The organism is Pseudomonas sp. NFR09, from assembly GCF_900111535.1.
GTDB classification, from domain to species: domain Bacteria; phylum Pseudomonadota; class Gammaproteobacteria; order Pseudomonadales; family Pseudomonadaceae; genus Aquipseudomonas; species Aquipseudomonas extremorientalis.
The window spans coordinates 67,729-84,634 of record NZ_FOIH01000013.1 but is presented as its reverse complement, the minus strand read 5'-3'; the positions used below and the strand labels follow the sequence as shown (position 1 = coordinate 84,634).

17 protein-coding genes and 2 pseudogenes are annotated in these 16,906 nt (G+C 62.8%); 8 read left to right on the top strand and 11 right to left on the bottom strand.

What is annotated here, in order from left to right:
• Nucleotides 1–11 precede the first annotated feature (11 nt).
• Entirely contained in the window at nucleotides 12–1,232 is a 1,221-nt protein-coding gene (gene sstT, locus BMX59_RS25475; protein WP_092249665.1) for a serine/threonine transporter SstT, read from the top strand.
• A 63-nt stretch (nucleotides 1,233–1,295) separates the two neighbouring features.
• On the opposite strand, the gene BMX59_RS25470 is transcribed toward sstT, so the two are convergent.
• Complete coding sequence (locus tag BMX59_RS25470; RefSeq protein WP_058425596.1) at nucleotides 1,296–1,805, bottom strand: DUF1993 domain-containing protein; 510 nt, start codon at nucleotides 1,803–1,805, stop codon at nucleotides 1,296–1,298.
• Between the two features lie 116 nt (nucleotides 1,806–1,921).
• Between BMX59_RS25470 and BMX59_RS25465 the strand changes: the two genes are divergently transcribed.
• Entirely contained in the window at nucleotides 1,922–2,575 is a 654-nt protein-coding gene (locus BMX59_RS25465) for a YceH family protein (RefSeq protein ID WP_093127170.1), read from the top strand.
• Between the two features lie 118 nt (nucleotides 2,576–2,693).
• Here BMX59_RS25465 and BMX59_RS25460 read toward each other — a convergent pair whose 3' ends face one another.
• Nucleotides 2,694–3,512, bottom strand: a complete 819-nt coding sequence (locus BMX59_RS25460) for a shikimate 5-dehydrogenase (protein WP_092249658.1) — start codon at nucleotides 3,510–3,512, stop codon at nucleotides 2,694–2,696.
• A 156-nt stretch (nucleotides 3,513–3,668) separates the two neighbouring features.
• On the opposite strand from BMX59_RS25460, the gene BMX59_RS25455 reads away from it, so the two are divergent.
• From BMX59_RS25455 to BMX59_RS25445, 3 genes are all read left to right on the top strand, one after another.
• Nucleotides 3,669–4,043 (top strand): hypothetical protein, encoded by a 375-nt coding sequence (locus BMX59_RS25455; protein ID WP_016980060.1) that lies wholly within the window; start codon nucleotides 3,669–3,671, stop codon nucleotides 4,041–4,043.
• Between the two features lie 224 nt (nucleotides 4,044–4,267).
• Nucleotides 4,268–4,462 carry a hypothetical protein gene (locus BMX59_RS25450; protein WP_071489678.1) on the top strand — a complete coding sequence of 65 codons (195 nt, stop codon included), beginning with the start codon at nucleotides 4,268–4,270 and terminating at the stop codon, nucleotides 4,460–4,462.
• A 91-nt stretch (nucleotides 4,463–4,553) separates the two neighbouring features.
• Entirely contained in the window at nucleotides 4,554–4,736 is a 183-nt protein-coding gene (locus BMX59_RS25445) for a hypothetical protein (RefSeq protein ID WP_071489679.1), read from the top strand.
• A gap of 2 nt (nucleotides 4,737–4,738) precedes the next feature.
• Here the strand turns inward: BMX59_RS25445 and BMX59_RS25440 are convergent, their stop codons facing one another.
• Together BMX59_RS25440 and BMX59_RS25435 are read right to left on the bottom strand one after the other, a co-directional pair.
• Nucleotides 4,739–5,806 carry an AI-2E family transporter gene (locus tag BMX59_RS25440; protein ID WP_093127166.1) on the bottom strand — a complete coding sequence of 356 codons (1,068 nt, stop codon included), beginning with the start codon at nucleotides 5,804–5,806 and terminating at the stop codon, nucleotides 4,739–4,741.
• Nucleotides 5,807–5,909: 103 nt separating this feature from the next.
• Nucleotides 5,910–7,115 carry a cytochrome c biogenesis protein DipZ gene (locus tag BMX59_RS25435; RefSeq protein ID WP_092249653.1) on the bottom strand — a complete coding sequence of 402 codons (1,206 nt, stop codon included), beginning with the start codon at nucleotides 7,113–7,115 and terminating at the stop codon, nucleotides 5,910–5,912.
• Between the two features lie 201 nt (nucleotides 7,116–7,316).
• On the opposite strand from BMX59_RS25435, the gene yegQ reads away from it, so the two are divergent.
• Entirely contained in the window at nucleotides 7,317–8,630 is a 1,314-nt protein-coding gene (gene yegQ, locus BMX59_RS25430; RefSeq protein ID WP_093127162.1) for a prephenate-dependent tRNA uridine(34) hydroxylase TrhP, read from the top strand.
• A gap of 25 nt (nucleotides 8,631–8,655) precedes the next feature.
• On the opposite strand, the gene BMX59_RS31230 is transcribed toward yegQ, so the two are convergent.
• From BMX59_RS31230 to BMX59_RS25420, 3 genes and pseudogenes are all read right to left on the bottom strand, one after another.
• The gene (locus tag BMX59_RS31230; protein ID WP_371322051.1) at nucleotides 8,656–9,411 is read right to left on the bottom strand and encodes a methyl-accepting chemotaxis protein; all 756 of its coding nucleotides are present in this window, start codon (nucleotides 9,409–9,411) and stop codon (nucleotides 8,656–8,658) included.
• Between the two features lie 102 nt (nucleotides 9,412–9,513).
• Nucleotides 9,514–10,335 (bottom strand): annotated as a pseudogene (locus BMX59_RS31225) (cache domain-containing protein); the annotation flags it as partial.
• Between the two features lie 76 nt (nucleotides 10,336–10,411).
• A complete protein-coding gene (locus tag BMX59_RS25420; RefSeq protein WP_170856121.1) occupies nucleotides 10,412–11,731 on the bottom strand; it encodes a Na+/H+ antiporter family protein in 1,320 nt (439 codons plus the stop codon).
• A gap of 240 nt (nucleotides 11,732–11,971) precedes the next feature.
• Here BMX59_RS25420 and BMX59_RS31220 point away from each other — a divergent pair.
• Together BMX59_RS31220 and BMX59_RS31215 are read left to right on the top strand one after the other, a co-directional pair.
• Nucleotides 11,972–13,261 (top strand): annotated as a pseudogene (locus BMX59_RS31220) (HAMP domain-containing protein); the annotation flags it as partial.
• Nucleotides 13,262–13,363: 102 nt separating this feature from the next.
• The gene (locus tag BMX59_RS31215) at nucleotides 13,364–14,119 is read left to right on the top strand and encodes a methyl-accepting chemotaxis protein (RefSeq protein ID WP_371914392.1); all 756 of its coding nucleotides are present in this window, start codon (nucleotides 13,364–13,366) and stop codon (nucleotides 14,117–14,119) included.
• 51 nt (nucleotides 14,120–14,170) lie between these two features.
• Here BMX59_RS31215 and BMX59_RS25410 read toward each other — a convergent pair whose 3' ends face one another.
• Genes BMX59_RS25410 through BMX59_RS25395 form a run of 4 tightly spaced genes read right to left on the bottom strand, consistent with a single transcriptional unit; the run spans nucleotide 14,171 to nucleotide 16,810 of the window.
• Nucleotides 14,171–15,532 carry a sensor histidine kinase gene (locus BMX59_RS25410; RefSeq protein ID WP_092249640.1) on the bottom strand — a complete coding sequence of 454 codons (1,362 nt, stop codon included), beginning with the start codon at nucleotides 15,530–15,532 and terminating at the stop codon, nucleotides 14,171–14,173.
• On the bottom strand, nucleotides 15,529–16,197 hold the full coding sequence (locus BMX59_RS25405; protein WP_071489687.1) for a response regulator transcription factor: 669 nt from the start codon (nucleotides 16,195–16,197) through the stop codon (nucleotides 15,529–15,531). The genes BMX59_RS25410 and BMX59_RS25405 overlap by 4 nt, the downstream gene beginning before the upstream one ends.
• The gene (locus BMX59_RS25400; RefSeq protein WP_071489688.1) at nucleotides 16,197–16,508 is read right to left on the bottom strand and encodes a PepSY domain-containing protein; all 312 of its coding nucleotides are present in this window, start codon (nucleotides 16,506–16,508) and stop codon (nucleotides 16,197–16,199) included. The genes BMX59_RS25405 and BMX59_RS25400 overlap by 1 nt, the downstream gene beginning before the upstream one ends.
• Nucleotides 16,508–16,810 carry a PepSY domain-containing protein gene (locus tag BMX59_RS25395; RefSeq protein WP_058425612.1) on the bottom strand — a complete coding sequence of 101 codons (303 nt, stop codon included), beginning with the start codon at nucleotides 16,808–16,810 and terminating at the stop codon, nucleotides 16,508–16,510. The genes BMX59_RS25400 and BMX59_RS25395 overlap by 1 nt, the downstream gene beginning before the upstream one ends.
• Nucleotides 16,811–16,906 lie beyond the last annotated feature (96 nt).

Here is a 16,906-nt window from a genome sequence, read left to right as displayed (position 1 = left end):
GACAAGTGTTTATGACTGCTGCCCCCTCTCTCCTGCAACGACTGGCCCGCGTCAGCCTGGTCACGCAAATCGTCATCGGCCTGATCGCCGGCATCCTGTTGGCCTTGCTGTTGCCCGAGGCGGCCAAGGCAACCGGGTTCATCGGCAAGGTATTCGTCGCGGCACTCAAGGCCGTCGCACCGATCCTGGTGTTTGTGCTGGTGATGGCATCCATCGCCAACCATAAACATGGCCAGGAAACCCATATCAAGCCGATTCTGTTCCTGTACCTGCTGGGCACCTTTGCCGCCGCGGTGGTGGCGGTAGTTGCGAGCATGTGGTTCCCCTCTTCGCTGGTGCTGGCGACCCATGACGCAGCGGTGACCGCGCCCGGCGGCATCGGCGAAGTGTTGCAGAGCCTCTTGCTGAGCGTGGTGGACAACCCGATCAGCGCGCTGATGAATGCCAACTTCATCGGCATCCTGGCGTGGGCCATCGGCATGGGCATTGCCATTCGCCACGCGGCGCCGACCACGCGGGCGGTGCTGGAAGACCTGTCCAACGGCGTGACCCTGATCGTGCGCGTGGTGATCCGCTTTGCGCCGCTGGGCATTTTCGGCCTGGTTGCCTCGACCCTGGCCACTTCCGGCTTCGGCGCCCTGCTCGGCTACGCCCACCTGCTGGTGGTGCTGATCGGCTGCATGCTGTTCGTGGCGCTGGTGATCAACCCGGCCATCGTGTTCTGGAAACTGCGCCGCAACCCCTACCCGCTGGTGCTGATGTGCCTGCGCGAAAGCGGCATCACCGCATTCTTCACCCGCAGTTCGGCAGCGAATATCCCGGTGAACCTCGCATTGAGCAAACGCCTGGGCCTGCATGAAGACACCTACTCGGTGTCGATCCCGCTCGGTGCCACCATCAACATGGCCGGCGCGGCGATCACCATCACCGTGCTGACCCTGGCCGCCGTGCACACCCTGGGCATTGCCGTCGACCTGCCCACTGCGGTACTGCTCAGCGTGGTCGCGGCCATCTGTGCGTGCGGCGCTTCCGGCGTGGCCGGCGGTTCGTTGTTGCTGATTCCGCTGGCGTGCAGCCTGTTCGGCATTCCCAGTGAGATTGCGATGCAGGTGGTGGCCGTCGGTTTCATCATCGGTGTGTTGCAGGATTCGGCGGAAACCGCGCTCAATTCGTCCACCGATGTGCTGTTCACCGCCGCCGCTTGCCTGGGCAAGGAAGAACAGCCGGCTTAACAGTCGCGCAAAAAAAAACCGGGACGGTTCCTTTAGGAATCGTCCCGGTTTTTTTGTGCGTGCTTAGAAAGCGCCCATGTAATCGCGCTTGCCCACTTCCACGCCGTTATGGCGCAGCAGCGCGTAAGCGGTGGTGACGTGGAAGAAGAACTGCGGCAGGCCGTAGGTCAGCAGGTAGGACTGGCCGCTGAAGCGCTTCTCTTTCGGCGTGCCAGGGCGAGTGACGATCTCGATACCTTCCTTGCCGTCGATCTGCTCCGGGGTGATGGTGTCGACAAAGGCCAAAACCTTGGCGATCAGCGCTTGCAGGTCGGCGAAGGTCACTTCGCTGTCTTCGTACTTAGGCACTTCGATCTCGGCCAGGCGCGCGGAAACCCCCTTGGCGAAGTCGACGGCGATCTGCACCTGGCGCACCAGTTGGAACATGTCCGGGAACAGGCGCGCTTGCAGCAAGGCGTTCGGTTCGATGTTCTTGGCGCTGGCGTGGGCTTCGGCCTTGGTCAACACACCGCTCAGGGCGGTGAGCATTTGCTTGAAGACCGGGATGGAGGCGGCGTACAGGGAAATAGTCATGGCAGTCTCATGGTTATGGCACGGTTTGAACAAGCGGCGATTATAGACATGCCGGGCGCTTGTCTTTTAATTTTTCAGGATTAGGCTAAGGACCTCCACTGCATAGGGAACGCGCGATGACCGCCGAGCACGACACCGACACCCCTGAGCCGCGCCTGAACAGCACGGAAATCCGCATCCTGGGCTGCCTCATCGAAAAACAGGCGACCAACCCGGAAACCTACCCCCTGACCCTCAACGCCCTGGTCCTGGCCTGCAACCAGAAGACCAGTCGCGAGCCGGTCATGAACCTCAGCCAGGGCCAGGTCGGCCAGAGCCTGCGCGTGCTCGAAGGCCAGGGTTTCACCCGCCTGGTGATGGGTAGTCGCGCCGACCGCTGGGAACACCGCGTGGACAAGGCGCTGGAACTGGTGCCGGCCCAGGTGATCCTGACCGGGCTGCTGTTTCTACGCGGGCCGCAGACCGTCAATGAACTGCTGACGCGCAGCGGGCGCATGCACGACTTCGAAGACGCCGAGCAGGTCGTGCATCAGCTGGAACGCCTGATTGCGCGGGGACTGGCGTTGCTGGTGCCGCGCCAGGCCGGCCAGCGCGAAGATCGTTATACCCATGCATTGGGCGATCCGCAGGATATCGAGGCGATTATCGCGGCGCGAGGCAATCCGATGGAGCGCGGGGGTGTCGGTGGCGTGTCTGTCGAACGCATCGAAGAACTCGAAGCGCGGATTGCACTGTTGGAAGAACGGCTGGCCAAATTGGAACCGCTGTAACGCGGAAAAAATGTGGGAGGGGGCTTGCCCCCGATGACGGTGTGCCAGTCAATAATTTCATTGTTGAGCTACCGCTATCGGGGGCAAGCCCCCTCCCACATATGATATTCAGGGTTCTTCAGGTTCGGGCGAACGCCACGGCTTTGGCGAACTGCTCCGGCGTCGGTCGCACCCCGGTATAGAGCACAAACTGCTCAAGCGCCTGGATCGCAATCACTTCGAGCCCGGTAATCACGCGTTTACCCTTGGCACGTCCACGCACGATCAACGGCGTTTCAGCGGGGATCGCCACCACATCGAAGATCGTCTCGGCAACATCCACCGCTTCGGCATCGAAGGCCAACGCATCTGCCTCAGGCCCTCCCGCCATGCCGATGGGCGTCACGTTGATCAGCATCTGCGGGCGCAGTTCTCCCAACTCGGCCTGCCATTCGTACCCCAGGTTCTGCGCCAGCGCCCGGCCCGCAGTCTCGTTGCGCGCCACGATCACGCCCTTGGCGTAGCCACCATCGCGCAAGGCACTGGCCACGGCCTTGGCCATGCCGCCGCTGCCACGCAGGGCGAAGGTCGAGTCCTTTGGCACCGCGTGCTTCTTGAGTAACTGTTCGATGGCGATGTAGTCGGTGTTGTAGGCCTTGAGGTGCCCATCGGTGTTGACGATGGTGTTCAGGGAGTCGATGGCTTGAACCGAATCGTCGAGCTCGTCCACCAAGGCAATGGCGGCTTCCTTGAACGGCATGGAAACCCCGCAACCGCGTACCCCCAGCGCCCGGATACCACCGATCGCGCCGGGCAAATCCCGGCTGCTGAAGGCTTTATAGTAGAAGTTCAGGCCCAGCTGTTCGTACAGATGGTTATGAAAACGCAGGCCGAAATTCCCGGGGCGTGCCGATAGCGACATGCACAGTTGGGTGTCCTTGTTTGGGTGCATCTGCATGGGTAACTCCTTTGAGTAAGCAAATCGGTACAGACCTTACACAACCTTTACCTAGCGGCTGTGCTGTTTTTCAGAAATACGTTGTCTTAAAAGTATCCCCGCGACATTACTTGAGTCTATTGATTGCAGACCACAAGCGCTGGGGCTAACCGAGGAATGACCATGATTCGTACAATCCCCAAGATCGCCTTGCTGGTTGGCGCACTCGCGATGGCAGGCCAAGCCTCCGCCCACGGTGGTGGTTGGGGTGGCCCGGCTGTATTGGGTGCTTTAGTCGGCGCTGCAGTCGTGGGCTCCGTGGTTGCCAGCCAACCGCGTGAGGTCTATGTGCAGCAGCCGGTGTATGTGCAACCGCAGCCGGTATATGCCGCTCCGCCGCCGGTTTATTACGCACCGCCACCGCCGGTGTATGTGCAGCAACAGGTTTACTACCGCCCGGCGCCGGTCTATTACGGCCCACCGCGTGGCTATTACGGGCCACCACGCGGCTACTACGGCCCTCCCCACGGTTACTACGGTCGCGGCTGGTAACCGCATCGTCGGAAACAGGCCTCGCGTGATTGCGGGGCCTTTTTTTGCCTGGAAAGTCCGGATTCATGGCGTCAAGGTCGCTCTGAGGACAATGCCCTGCGCGCAATCGCACATCATCAACACCAATGTCTACTTGCCCGAACAGGCCTTGCGCTGTCATGTTTGTGTCACGAAACACTCCCACTATCGAGACTGTCCACCCATAACAACAAGGACGACTGATCATGCCCACGCAAAACCCGCACCGCGCCGCCGGCCTCTGTACGTCGAGCAAGGTCTACAGCGCCCTCACGGAACTCAAGCACCTGGAAGGCCACCGCAGCGCCAAGTTCCTCGCGTTGCTCGCGGAAAACCTGGTGCGCAAGGGGCTGCTCAGTGAGCAGGAAGTGGTGAACATGCTCGATCAGGTCGTGGACTGACGCCTCGCGTCGATGTCGACTATCGAGACGGGTGATTTTTCCTGCGCCAGCCCGCCCCGTAAAGTGACCCCCATAGCGATTGGAGGTCTTTATGCCCACTGTACAAATCATGTCCGTCATCGGCAGCGCCGTCCCCGCCCCGCTTCGCAAGTCGGGTCTTCTCGCCTGCTGGTACCTGGTACGCGATGGTGAAGCCATCAGCGGCCCACTGACATCCCTGTCGGATGCCGAAAAACAACTGCAACACGTATCGAACTTCAGGCTCCACGCCTGAGGTCAGGGCAATGGCAGTTTGACTCGCGGCTTGCTCTCCACAAACAACGCCCAGCTGGACATGAACAGCGCCGCCACCAGCGGCCCGATCACAAAACCATTGAGGCCAAACACCGACAGACCGCCCAGGGTCGAGATCAGGATCAGGTAGTCCGGCATCTTGGTGTCCTTGCCCACCAGGATCGGGCGCAGCACATTGTCCACCAAGCCGATCACAAACACGCCGAACAGCCCCAGCACCACGCCCTGCCAGATCGCACCGCTCAGCAGGAAGTAAACGGCCACCGGGCCCCACACAATCCCGGCGCCCACGGCCGGCAGCAACGACAGAAACGCCATCAGCACCGCCCAGAGCAACGCACTGGGAATGTCCAGGAACCAGAAAATCAGCCCGCCCAGCGCACCCTGGGTTACCGCCACCAGCACATTGCCCTTGACCGTGGCGCGCACCACCCGGTTGAACTTGAGCTGCAACCGCCGCTTCTGCGGCTCGGCCAGTGGCACCGCCGTGCGCACCTTGCGCACCAGCTCCGGGCCATCGCGCAGCAGGAAGAACAGCAAGTACAGCATGATGAAAAAGCTCACCAGGAAATCAAACGTGCCCTGGCCGAAGCTGAACGCCTGGGTCGCAAAGAACTGGCTGCCCTGCATCGCGCTCTTGACGATTTTCTCGCGCAGGGCCTCCAGGTTGCCCATGCCGAAGCGGTCCAGCAGGTGCTGGAAGTACGGCGGCAACACGTTCTTGAACTGCTCGATATACCCGGCCACGTCCAGCTTGCCGCTCTCGATGTTCTTGTAGAGCGTCGCCCCCTCTTGCACCAGCAAGGCACTGGTGATGATCACCGGCAGGATCGCGATGACCAGGCAGGCGCTCAAGGTCGCCAGGGAAGTGAAATTGCGGTTCCAGCCAAAGCGCTGCTGCAGGCGGCGCTGCATCGGGGCAAAGATGATGCCGAGGATCACCGCCCAGAACACGGCGCCGTAGAACGGCAGCAATATCCAGATAAACGCGACGGTCACCAGGCCCAGCAACAACAGCAGGGTCTTGAATTGCAGGTTGGTTTGATTCATGTCCGGTCCATGTCAGAAAAGCACAGGGCCGGTATAGGCCCTGTTGCTTAGTCCGCAGCGATTCCTGGGAGTGCCGTTGGTTATCGAACAAGCGTAGACCCTATCACTGCGTGGCCTTGGCCTCATTCAACAACGTCTGGATCATCTGCTCCTGGGCCTCGTACCGGCCTTCACCAAAATGCGTGTCGCGCACCTGCCCGTTGGCGTCGATCAGGTAATGGGCGGGCCAGTACTGGTTATCGAAGCGGCGCCAGATCGCGTAGTTGTTGTCGATCGCCACCGGGTACGTAATACCCAACTTGCGCACCTGCTCCTTGACGTTGCCGATGATGCGCTCGTAGCCGTATTCCGGGGTATGCACGCCGATCACTACCAGGCCGTCCTGCGCGTACTTTTTCGCCCAGGCCTTCACGTACGGCAGGGTGTGCTGGCAGTTGATGCAGTCGTAGGTCCAGAAATCCACCAGCACCACCTTGCCTTTCAAGGATTCGCGGGTCAGTTCAGGTGAATTGAGCCACTCGACCGCGCCGCCCAGCGACGGCATGGCGCCCCGTGCATTGTCCTGCGGGTCGGCCTTGACCTTGCTCACCACGTAATCCACCACCTTGGGCACGTTTTCCAGCAGCCCTTTTTCCAGGCGGCTGACGCCTTCGGACGAGGTGCCGGCGAGCAGGGTCTTGTCAGCACCGGTAGAAATCACCACGGCCGCGGCCAGTACCGCTACCCCAGCCCCACGGCGCAGCCAACCGGTCAGCGGAATGGAGGCCTTGAGTCGATTGACCAGGCCGCGCCCGGCAACGATCAGGGTGCCCAGGGACAGCGCACTACCCAGCCCGTAGGCCAGCAGCAACAGACTGGTCTGCGCATTGGCGCCTTGCAGCATCGCACCGGTCAGGATCACACCCAGGATCGGCCCGGCGCACGGTGCCCACAGCAGGCCTGTGGCGACACCGATCATGAGCGACTTGAGCGGACCGGACAGCGCACGGCTGTCAGGATCGATACGGTTGCCCAACAACACGAACGGCCGCGCCAGCCAGCCACCGAACCGCGCCGAGATCAGCGACAGCGCAAACAGCCCCATGACGATCAGCGCCACATGGCGGCCGGTGTTATTGGCCTGTATCACCCACTCCGAGCTGACCACCGCCAGGCTGGAAACCAGCGCGAAGGTCAGCACCATGCCGCCGAGGGTCAACAGGATCGAACGACGACTGCGGTCGACACCGGCGAACAGAAACGGCACCACCGGCAGGATGCAAGGGCTGAGGACGGTCAGGATGCCGCCCAGGAATGCGACGAAGAGCATGGTGATCACCTTATGGATACGGGAAGCCCATTAAGACCGGATGAGGTATCGCGCCTGTGTCGGAAAACCGTGCGGATAAATCGATACGTATCCACAGCCCCCGTCGATACACAGCGATACAAAAATGCGCAAAGCACGATCTGGATCAATGAACCGCCCTCGCCGCTCGGCTACCTTCGCGACCTTTTGCGACCCGTGCCCATGCCTCCCATCCTCGCCCCCGAACTGCTCGCCCCTGCCGGCACCCTGAAAAACATGCGCTACGCCTTCGCCTATGGCGCCGATGCGGTGTATGCCGGCCAACCGCGCTACAGCCTGCGGGTACGCAACAACGAGTTCGACCACGCCAACCTGGCCCTCGGCATCCAGGAAGCCCATGCCCTGGGCAAGCGTTTCTACGTGGTGGTGAACATTGCGCCGCACAACGCCAAGTTGAAGACCTTCCTCAAGGACCTCGCCCCGGTGATCGCCATGGGCCCGGATGCGCTGATCATGTCTGATCCCGGGCTGATCATGCTGGTGCGCCGGCACTTCCCGCAGATGCCCATCCACCTGTCGGTGCAGGCCAATACGGTGAACTGGGCCAGCGTCGAGTTCTGGCAGCAGCAAGGGATCTGCCGGGTGATCCTGTCGCGGGAGTTGTCCCTGGAAGAAATCGATGAAATCCGCCAACAGGTGCCGGCCATGGAGCTGGAAGTGTTTGTGCACGGCGCCCTGTGCATGGCCTATTCCGGGCGCTGCCTGCTCGCGGGCTACATGAACAAGCGTGATGCCAACCAGGGCACCTGCACCAATGCGTGTCGCTGGAAATACCAGGCGACCCCGGCGGTGGAAAACGCCACCGGCGATATCGTCCAGCACTGCGAGCCGACCCTGGGCATTGGCGCACCGACCGACCAGGTGTTTCTGTTGCAGGAAGCCAACCGCCCCGATGAACAGATGCCGGCCTTCGAAGACGAACACGGCACCTACATCATGAACGCCAAGGACCTGCGCGCGGTGCAGCACGTGGAGCGCCTGACCCACATGGGCGTGCACTCGCTGAAGATCGAGGGCCGCACCAAGTCGCACTTCTATTGCGCGCGCACCACCCAGGTGTATCGCCAGGCCATCGACGATGCGGTGGCCGGTCGTGCCTTCGACCGCAGCCTGATGAGCAACCTCGAATCCCTGGCCCAGCGTGGCTACACCGAAGGGTTCCTGCGCCGACATGTGCACGATGAGTACCAGAACTACCAGAACGGCAGCTCGGTGTCGGAGCGCCAGCAGTTCGTTGGCGAACTGACCGGCGAGCGCCGGGGCGAACTGGCCGAGGTCAAGGTGAAGAACCGCTTCGCCGTGGGCAATCACCTGGAATTGATGACCCCCGCCGGCAACTTCCACTTCGACCTGGCCACCCTGCACAACGCCAACGGCGACGCCATCGAGGTCGCGCCGGGAGATGGGCACACAGTGTACCTGCCACTTCCGGCGGCGATGGACCTGCGCTTCGGCTTGCTGATGCGCGACCTCTAGCGCATCGCCGCCCAGCCCCTCAGCGCTAGATCCTGAACTGGCCGACCAGCTGCCCCAGGCGCTGGCCCAGGTCCGCGAGGCTGCGGGAGGTCTGGGCGCCCAGCTGGGTCTCGTCGGCCACGCTGTCCACCGCCACGGCAATCTGATGCACGCTGCGGTTGATCTCTTCGGCGACGGCAGTCTGCTCTTCGGCGGCGCTGGCGATCTGGGCGTTCATCGAATTGATGGTGCCGATCAACTGCGCCATGGTGTCCAGGGACGCGCCGGCTTGGTTGGCCTGGGCCGAGGTGCCGTCGCCAGCGTCGCTGGATCGGCGCATGGCGTCCACCGCGGCTTCGGTGCCTTTTTGCAGGCGGTCGATCATGCCCTGGATTTCCTGGGTGCTGGTCTGGGTACGGCTGGCCAGGGCGCGCACTTCGTCGGCCACCACCGCAAACCCACGGCCGGCCTCCCCGGCCCGCGCGGCTTCAATCGCGGCGTTGAGCGCGAGCAGGTTGGTCTGTTCGGCGATGGAGCGGATCACGCTGAGCACACTGACGATGGAGGCCACGTCCTGCTGCAGGCTGTCGAGGGACACGCCGCTGCTGCGGATGTCGTTCACCAGCGCATGGATCTGCGCGATGCTGCCGTCCACCACGCGCTTGGCGGCCTGGCCTTCGGCGTCGGTCTGCTGGGCCGCGACCGACGCGCCCTGGGCACTGCGCGCCACTTCCTGGGCGGCCGAGGACATCTGGTTGATCGCCGTGGCAACCTGGTCGGTCTCATGGCGCTGGCGCTCCATGGCCTGTTCGGAGCGCTGGGCCTGCTCGGACACCTGGCTGACCAGGCCGGTGAGTTGGCCTGTCATCTCGGTGATCTGGCGCACCAGGCCGTGGATCTTGTCGACAAACCGGTTGAACGCGCCCGCAAGATCGCCCAGCTCGTCCTGGCTGGTGATGGCCAGGCGGCGGGTCAGGTCGCCTTCACCGGCCGCGATATCGTCGAGGTTGGCTTTCATCAGGTGCAGCGGACGCAGGATGGTATTGGCCAGCAGCATGCCCACGGCGGCGATCACCAGCAGCACCACCACGGCCACGCCGAGGATGCTCAGCAGCACGCCTTCCATGCGTTTCTCGACCTTGGCCTCGACCACCGCCACCCGGGCTTCGATGCCGTCCAGGTTCACCGAGGTACCGATGACCATGTCCCACTTGGGCAGGTATTCGGTGTAGCCCATCTTGGGCACCAGTTCGGTCTGGCCCGGTTGGGTCGAGCTGTATTGCAGGTAATGGGTGCCGTCCTTGCCCACCTTGACCAGGTCGCGGTTGACGTACACCCCGTTGGGGTCGCGGTTGTCCTTGAAGCTCTTGCCCACGCCGTCGGGGCTGTTGCCCTTGAACAGGCGGATGGTCTCGGAGTCATAGCCGAAGAAGTAGCCGTCCTTGCCGTAACTGGTGTTGGACAGCAGCTTGACCACCTCGGCGCGCGCCGCGGTATCACCGGGGGCTGCCGCGTCGTAGAGCGGCTTGATGGTAGTCATGGCCACTTCGACGTAGCTTTGCAGGGTGGCCTTGGCGTCGTTGAGCAGGCGCTGGCGGGTCTCTTGCACCTCATTGCGCGCCTGACCCTGCAGGATCCATACGGTGGTCAGGCTGATGACCACGGCAAACAACAGCACCGGCACTACGGCGAGGGACAGGACTTTGGCCTTGAGGCTCAGACGCATGAGTTTTCTCTCTTATTAGTGGCGACTTGAGAGGTTAACGGCCGCGTAGGAAGTTTCTGTAGTAAGCACGCTGCGGTCAGAGGGTCATGGCAGCCAGCCAGCCGAATGCCAGCAACGGGAGGTTGTAGTGCAGAAAGGTCGGCACCACGGTGTCCCAGATGTGGTGATGCTGGCCGTCGATGTTCAGGCCGGAGGTGGGCCCCAGGGTCGAGTCCGAGGCCGGCGATCCGGCATCACCCAAGGCGCCGGCCGTGCCGACGATGCACACGATGGCCATGGGGCTGAAGCCCAGTTGCACGCACAGCGGCACAAAGATCGCCGCGAGGATCGGCACGGTGGAAAACGACGAGCCGATGCCCATGGTCACCAACAGCCCCACCAGCAGCATCAACAACGCCCCTACCCCACGGCTATGGCCGATGAAGGCTGCCGAGGTTTCCACCAGCGAACGCACATCGCCGGTGGCCTTGAGCACTTCGGCAAAGCCCGAGGCGGCGATCATGATGAAGCCGATCATCGCCATCATCTTCATGCCTTCGGTGAACAGGTCGTCGGTGTCGCGCCAGCGCACGATGCCCGACACCGAGAAGATCAGGAACCCGGCCAGGGCGCCAATGATCATCGAGTCCAGCCACAGCTGAATGATGAACGCCGAGGCAATCGCCAGTCCGGCTACCAGCAGGGTCAGTGGGTTGTACTGCACCGCCACCTGCTCGACCCGCTCGATCTTCTCCAGGTCGTACACGCGTTTCTTGCGGTAGCTGATGAACACCGCCACCAGCAGGCCGACGACCATGCCCAGCGCTGGCAGGCTCATGGCGTGAGTGACGTTGACCTGGCTGATGTCCACGCCGCTCTTGGCCACGTTGGCCAGCAGGATCTGGTTGAGGAAGATATTGCCGAAGCCTACCGGCAGGAACATGTACGGCGTGATCAGGCCGAAGGTCATCACGCAGGCGATGAGGCGGCGGTCCAGTTGCAGCTTGGTCAGCACGTACAGCAGCGGCGGCACCAGCAATGGAATGAACGCGATGTGGATCGGCAGGATGTTCTGCGAGGCAATCGCCACCACCCAGAGCAGGCCGATCAGCAGCCATTTGACGTGGCTGCCACCGCTGGCTTCCTGGCGGTCCACCAGCAGCAGGGCCTTGTCGGCCAGCGCGTGAGCCAGGCCGGACTTGGCAATCGCCACGGCGAAAGCGCCGAGCAAGGCGTAGGACAACGCCACCGTCGCCCCTCCACCCAAGCCGCCATTGAAGGCCTTGAGCGTGGCCTCGATCCCCAGGCCACCGGTCAGGCCGCCCACCAGGGCGCCGAGGATGATGGCGATGACCACATGCACGCGGGACAGGCTGAGCACCAGCATGGTACCGACCGCGGCAATGACTGCGTTAATCATGGTTACCTCAAGCAAAAAACATAAAAAAACAGGCATGCCCGCGCCCGGACGGCCATTGGGTGGCAACCGGCGTGCAGGCTTGAAGGAGGTCTTATTAGAGGGCGCGCACTTTGCAGCAGGCGGGCGCGCATGTCAAAAAACGGCGCCGCTTTCAGGTTTAAATCGATCGTTTGAATAAAGAAAAACCTGAAACCGCCGATACAGGGGCTCTCTGTGTTTTCAGGTAAGGATGTACCGATGTCGCTCAGGCAGCTCTCCATTCAATGGAAAATCACCCTGCTCGCTGGCTTGTGCCTGCTGGGAATCGTGACCCTGCTGGTGGGTCTGTCGCTGTATCGCATGGCGCAGAGCTCGCAGCAGGTCAAGGCCTCGAGCATGCAGATGCTGGATGAAGCCGCCCAGGCGCGCATCGAAGCCCAGGGTGAGGTGCAGGCGCTGGGCATCCGTCGCCAGTTCATGGACGCCTATCAGTACGGCCATGGTTTTTCCCGCCAGGTACTGTTCCTGCGCGAGCAGGCCGAGAAGCGCTTTCTCGACGCCTTCGACACCCGCGAAGACCTGACCCGCCAGGTCAAGGCCGCGTTGCAGGCCAACCCGGATCTGCTCGGTCTGTCCCTGGTGTTCGAAGCCAATGCGCTGGACGGCAAGGATGAGCTGTTCGCCGGCCAGGCAGAGTTGGGCAGTAACGACAAGGGGCGCTTCGCCCTGTACTGGTCGCAGCCGACACCCGGCAAGCTGGAGTCAATGGCACTGCCGGAAAGCGACATGTCCGACACCCGCGTCGGCCCCAGCGGCGAAAAGGCCAATGCCTGGTTCACCTGCCCGCGCACCACGCTCAAGCCATGTGTGATCGAACCGTACTTCTACACGATCAACGGGCAAAACGTGCTGATGACCAGCATTGTCTTCCCGTTGATGGCCAACGGCAAAGTCATCGCCTCGCTGTCGGTGGACATCAACCTCAACAGCCTGCAGGCCGTGAGCCAGCAGGCCAGCCACAAGCTGTATGACGGCCAGACCCAGGTCAGCATCCTCAGCCCGACCGGTTTGCTCGCCGGCTACAGCCCCGACGCCAGCAAACTCAGCCAGCGCCTGGACCAGGTCGACACCGCCAGCGGCGCACAGTTGATCAGCGCCCTGGCCGGCAGCTCGCAGATCCGCAGCCTGCGCACCGATCACCAGCTCAAGGTGCTCGCGCCGTTCGCACCGATCCCGGACGGCAAGCCGTGGGGCGTGCTGCTGGATGTGCCGGAGAAGGTCCTGGTGGCCCCCGCCGAAGCGCTGAAAACCCGACTGGATGCCGACAATGCCAAGGGCACCCTGCTGGAGCTGAGCCTGGGCCTGCTGGCCGCCGTGGTCGGCTTGATCCTGGTGTGGTTGATGGCACGTAGCGTGACCCGGCCGATCCTCGGCGTGGCGCACATGCTCGAAGACATCGCCAGCGGCGAAGGCGACCTGACCCGGCGCCTGGCCTACGACAAACAGGACGAGCTGGGCCAATTGGCTGGATGGTTCAATCGCTTCCTCGACAAGCTGCAACCGATCATCGCCGAGGTCAAACGCTCGGTGCAGGACGCCCGTGGCACCGCCGACCAGTCCGCCGCAATTGCCACTGAAACCAGCGCCGGCATGGAGCAGCAGTACCGCCAGGTCGACCAGGTGGCCACCGCCTCCCACGAAATGAGCGCCACCGCCCAGGACGTGGCCCGCAGTGCGGCGCAAGCGGCCCAGGCCGCACGCGATGCCGACCAGGCCACCCGCGACGGCCTCACCGTGATCGATCAAACCACCCGCAACATCGGGGAGTTGGCGGCAGACATGAGCACGGCCATGTCCCAGGTCGAAGGTTTGGCGGCCAACAGTGAAAAAATCGGCTCGGTGCTGGAAGTGATCCGCGGCATTGCCGAGCAGACCAACCTGTTGGCGCTCAACGCCGCCATCGAAGCAGCCCGCGCCGGTGAAGCCGGGCGTGGCTTTGCGGTAGTGGCCGATGAAGTGCGCAACCTGGCGCGACGGACCCAGGAATCGGTGGAAGAAACCCGCCTGGTCATCGAGCACCTGCAAAGCGGCACCACCGACGTGGTCGGCGCCATGGGCAACAGCTACCGCCAGGCCCAGGGCAGCGTCGAACAGGTCGGACAGGCGGTGACCGCCCTGCGCCAGATCGGCGATGCGGTAACGGTGATCAGCGACATGAACCTGCAGATCGCCAGCGCCGCCGAAGAGCAAAGCGCGGTGGCCGAGGAGATCAACAGCAACGTGGCGACCATTCGCGATGTGACCGAGTCACTGTCCGAGCAGGCCAACGAATCGGCGCGGGTGAGCCAGGCGTTGAACAGCCTGGCGAATCAGCAGCAGGGGTTGATGGATCAGTTCCGCGTCTGAAAATGCAAGGCTATCCAATGTGGGAGGGGGCTTGCCCCCGATTGCGGTGTATCAGCCAATCTGTTTTTTGACTGGAATACCGCCATCGGCGGCAAGCCCCCTCCCACAGGGCAGTTCGATCAACACTTTCAGGCCGCCCAGTTCAGACGCCTGCAACTGCAACACCCCGCCCCACACTTCGACAATGTCCCGCACGATCCCCAGCCCCAGGCCATGGCCATCGATCTGTTCGTCCAGGCGTGCGCCACGGCTGAACACCTGGTCTCGCTGGCTTTCAGGAATGCCGGGGCCGTCATCTTCCACCGCCAGCAGGTAATGGTGCTCAGTCTCGGTGACGCTCAGGCGCACGTCGGCATCCGCCCATTTGCAGGCGTTATCCAACAGGTTGCCGAGCAGCTCCAATAGATCTTCGCGGTCCCAGGGCAGTTGCAGGCCGGGCGCGGCGCGGTAGCTCAGGTCCAGGTGTTCGCCGTGGATCATGGTCAGGGTGGCAAGCAGGCCGGGCAGTTCTTTATCACAGTCGAACAACGCGCCGGGCAAGGTTTCCCCGGCCAGGCGGGCGCGATTGAGTTCGCGGTTGAGGCGTTGCTGTACCTGCTCCAACTGATCACGCAGCAGTTTGCTCAGCTCAGGATGTTGCTTGAGCGTCTCGCTCGATGCCGCGCTCAACAGCACCGCCAAGGGCGTCTTGAGGGCGTGGCCGAGGTTGCCCAGGGCATTGCGCGAACGCTTGAGGCTGTCTTCGGTGTGCGCCAGCAGGTGGTTGATCTGCGCCACCAGCGGCTCCAGTTCCAGGGGCACCTGGGTATCGAGTTGCGAGCGTTGCCCCTGTTGCAGCTGGGCAATCTGGTTGCGCGCGGTTTCCAGCGGGCGCAAGGCGCGGCGCACGGTCACCCGTTGCAGGATCAGCACCAGCAGCAGCGCTGCCAGGCCCAGCACCAGGCCGATCTGGCGCATCAGCCGGAAGCTTTCGCGCACCGGGGTGTAGTCCTGGGCCACGCTGATGGAAATCGATTGGCCAAACCGCTTGTAGTCCGCACGCAGCACCAGCAGTTGCTGGCCTTCCGGGCCGAGTTGCAGGTTGCCCTTCAGCCCCGCCTCGGGCAGGCGCGGCAGTTCCTGGTCCCACAATGAGCGGGAGCGCCAGTGGACGTCGGCGAAATCAATGCGGAAGTAATGCCCGGAAAAAGGCCGTTGATAGGCTGGCGACAGGCGTTGCTCATCCAGCTGCACGCCGTTCGGCCCACGCACCAGCGCCACCAGCAGGTTCTCGGCGTCGTTGCGCAAACCGGCTTCCAGGTAGCGCTGCAAGCCGGCCTCGAACAACCACAGGCTGGTCTGGGCCAGCACCACGCCGACGATCACCATCACGCTGATCAGCCCCAGGCTCAGGCGCCGCTGGATCGACCTCATGCAGGGCTGGCGCCAAACCGGTAACCCTGGCCGCGCCGGGTCTCGATCACGCTGCGGCCCAATTTGCGACGCAGATGGTTGACGTGAACTTCCAGCACATTGGAGTCGCGTTCGGTCTCACCGTCGTACAGGTGCTCGGCCAGATGGCTTTTCGACAGGATCTGTTCGGGGTGCAGCATGAAATAGCGCAACAGGCGGAATTCGGCGGCGGTCAGCTGGATCTCATCGCCATCACGCAGCACGCATTGGCGACCTTCGTCCAGATGCAGGCCGGCCGCCTGCAACGTCGGTTGGTTCGCCTGGCCGTGGGAACGGCGCAACAGCGCCTGGATGCGCAGGTGCAGCTCTTCGGGGTGAAAGGGTTTGGCCAGGTAATCGTCGGCGCCGGCCTTGAGCCCTTCGATGCGCTCGGCCCAGGAGTCGCGGGCGGTGAGAATCAGTACCGGAACGGCCAACGCGGCGGCTCGCCATTGGGCCAGTACCTCAAGCCCAGGCAGGCCCGGCAGGCCGAGGTCGAGGATGATCAGGTCGTAGGGCTCGCTGCGGCCCTGATACACGGCATCGCGCCCATCGGCCAGCCAATCGACCGCATAGCCCTGGCGCTGCAGGCCAGCCATCAGTTCATCGGCCAAGGGTACGTTGTCTTCCACCAGCAGCAGGCGCATCAGTCTTCCTCGTCTTTGATCAGCACACCGGTGCGTGCGTCCAGCTTGATTTCGCGCACCACCCCTTCGGTGGTCACCAGTTCCACTTCATAGGCATATTGGCCGTGTTTCTTCTCCAACTCGGCCTCCAGCAGGCGCGAGCCGGGGTAACGCGCCATGGCCTGCTGCAACAATTGCTCAAGTGGCAGGATCACCCCCTGCTGGCGCAGCGCCAAGGCTTCATCCTGGTTGAGGTCGCGGGCCGCCAGGCTGGAGCAGAATGCCAAGAGCACCAGCGCCACTCGACTGCCGACGCGTAAATTTACCTTCATTACGTATCCTGATGATTCTTGAGGACCTGCCCGGTGAGCGCGTCCAATTCAACGTCCCATTCGATGCCGTGGGCATCCTCCAACTCGACCTCATACACGTACTTGCCGTAGGCCTCGTCCAGGTCGGTGTCCAGCAATGTCGAACCGGGGTGCAGGGCCAGGGCCGTGGCTTCCAGTTGATCGAAAGCGACAATAGTAACAGTGGCCGGCACTTTCAGTGGTTTGTCGGGGTCCACGGCTCGGGCCTGGGTCGCCGTGAGGGCGATGATACCGGCGGCGGCCAGCGCGGTAAGGCGCTTCATGATAAGTCTCCGTTACAGGATGTTTTCCTACGCCGGCCACCGTACGCCCTGCAACTTAACTGAAACTGAATTGCCACCATGGCAATTCTCACCCAG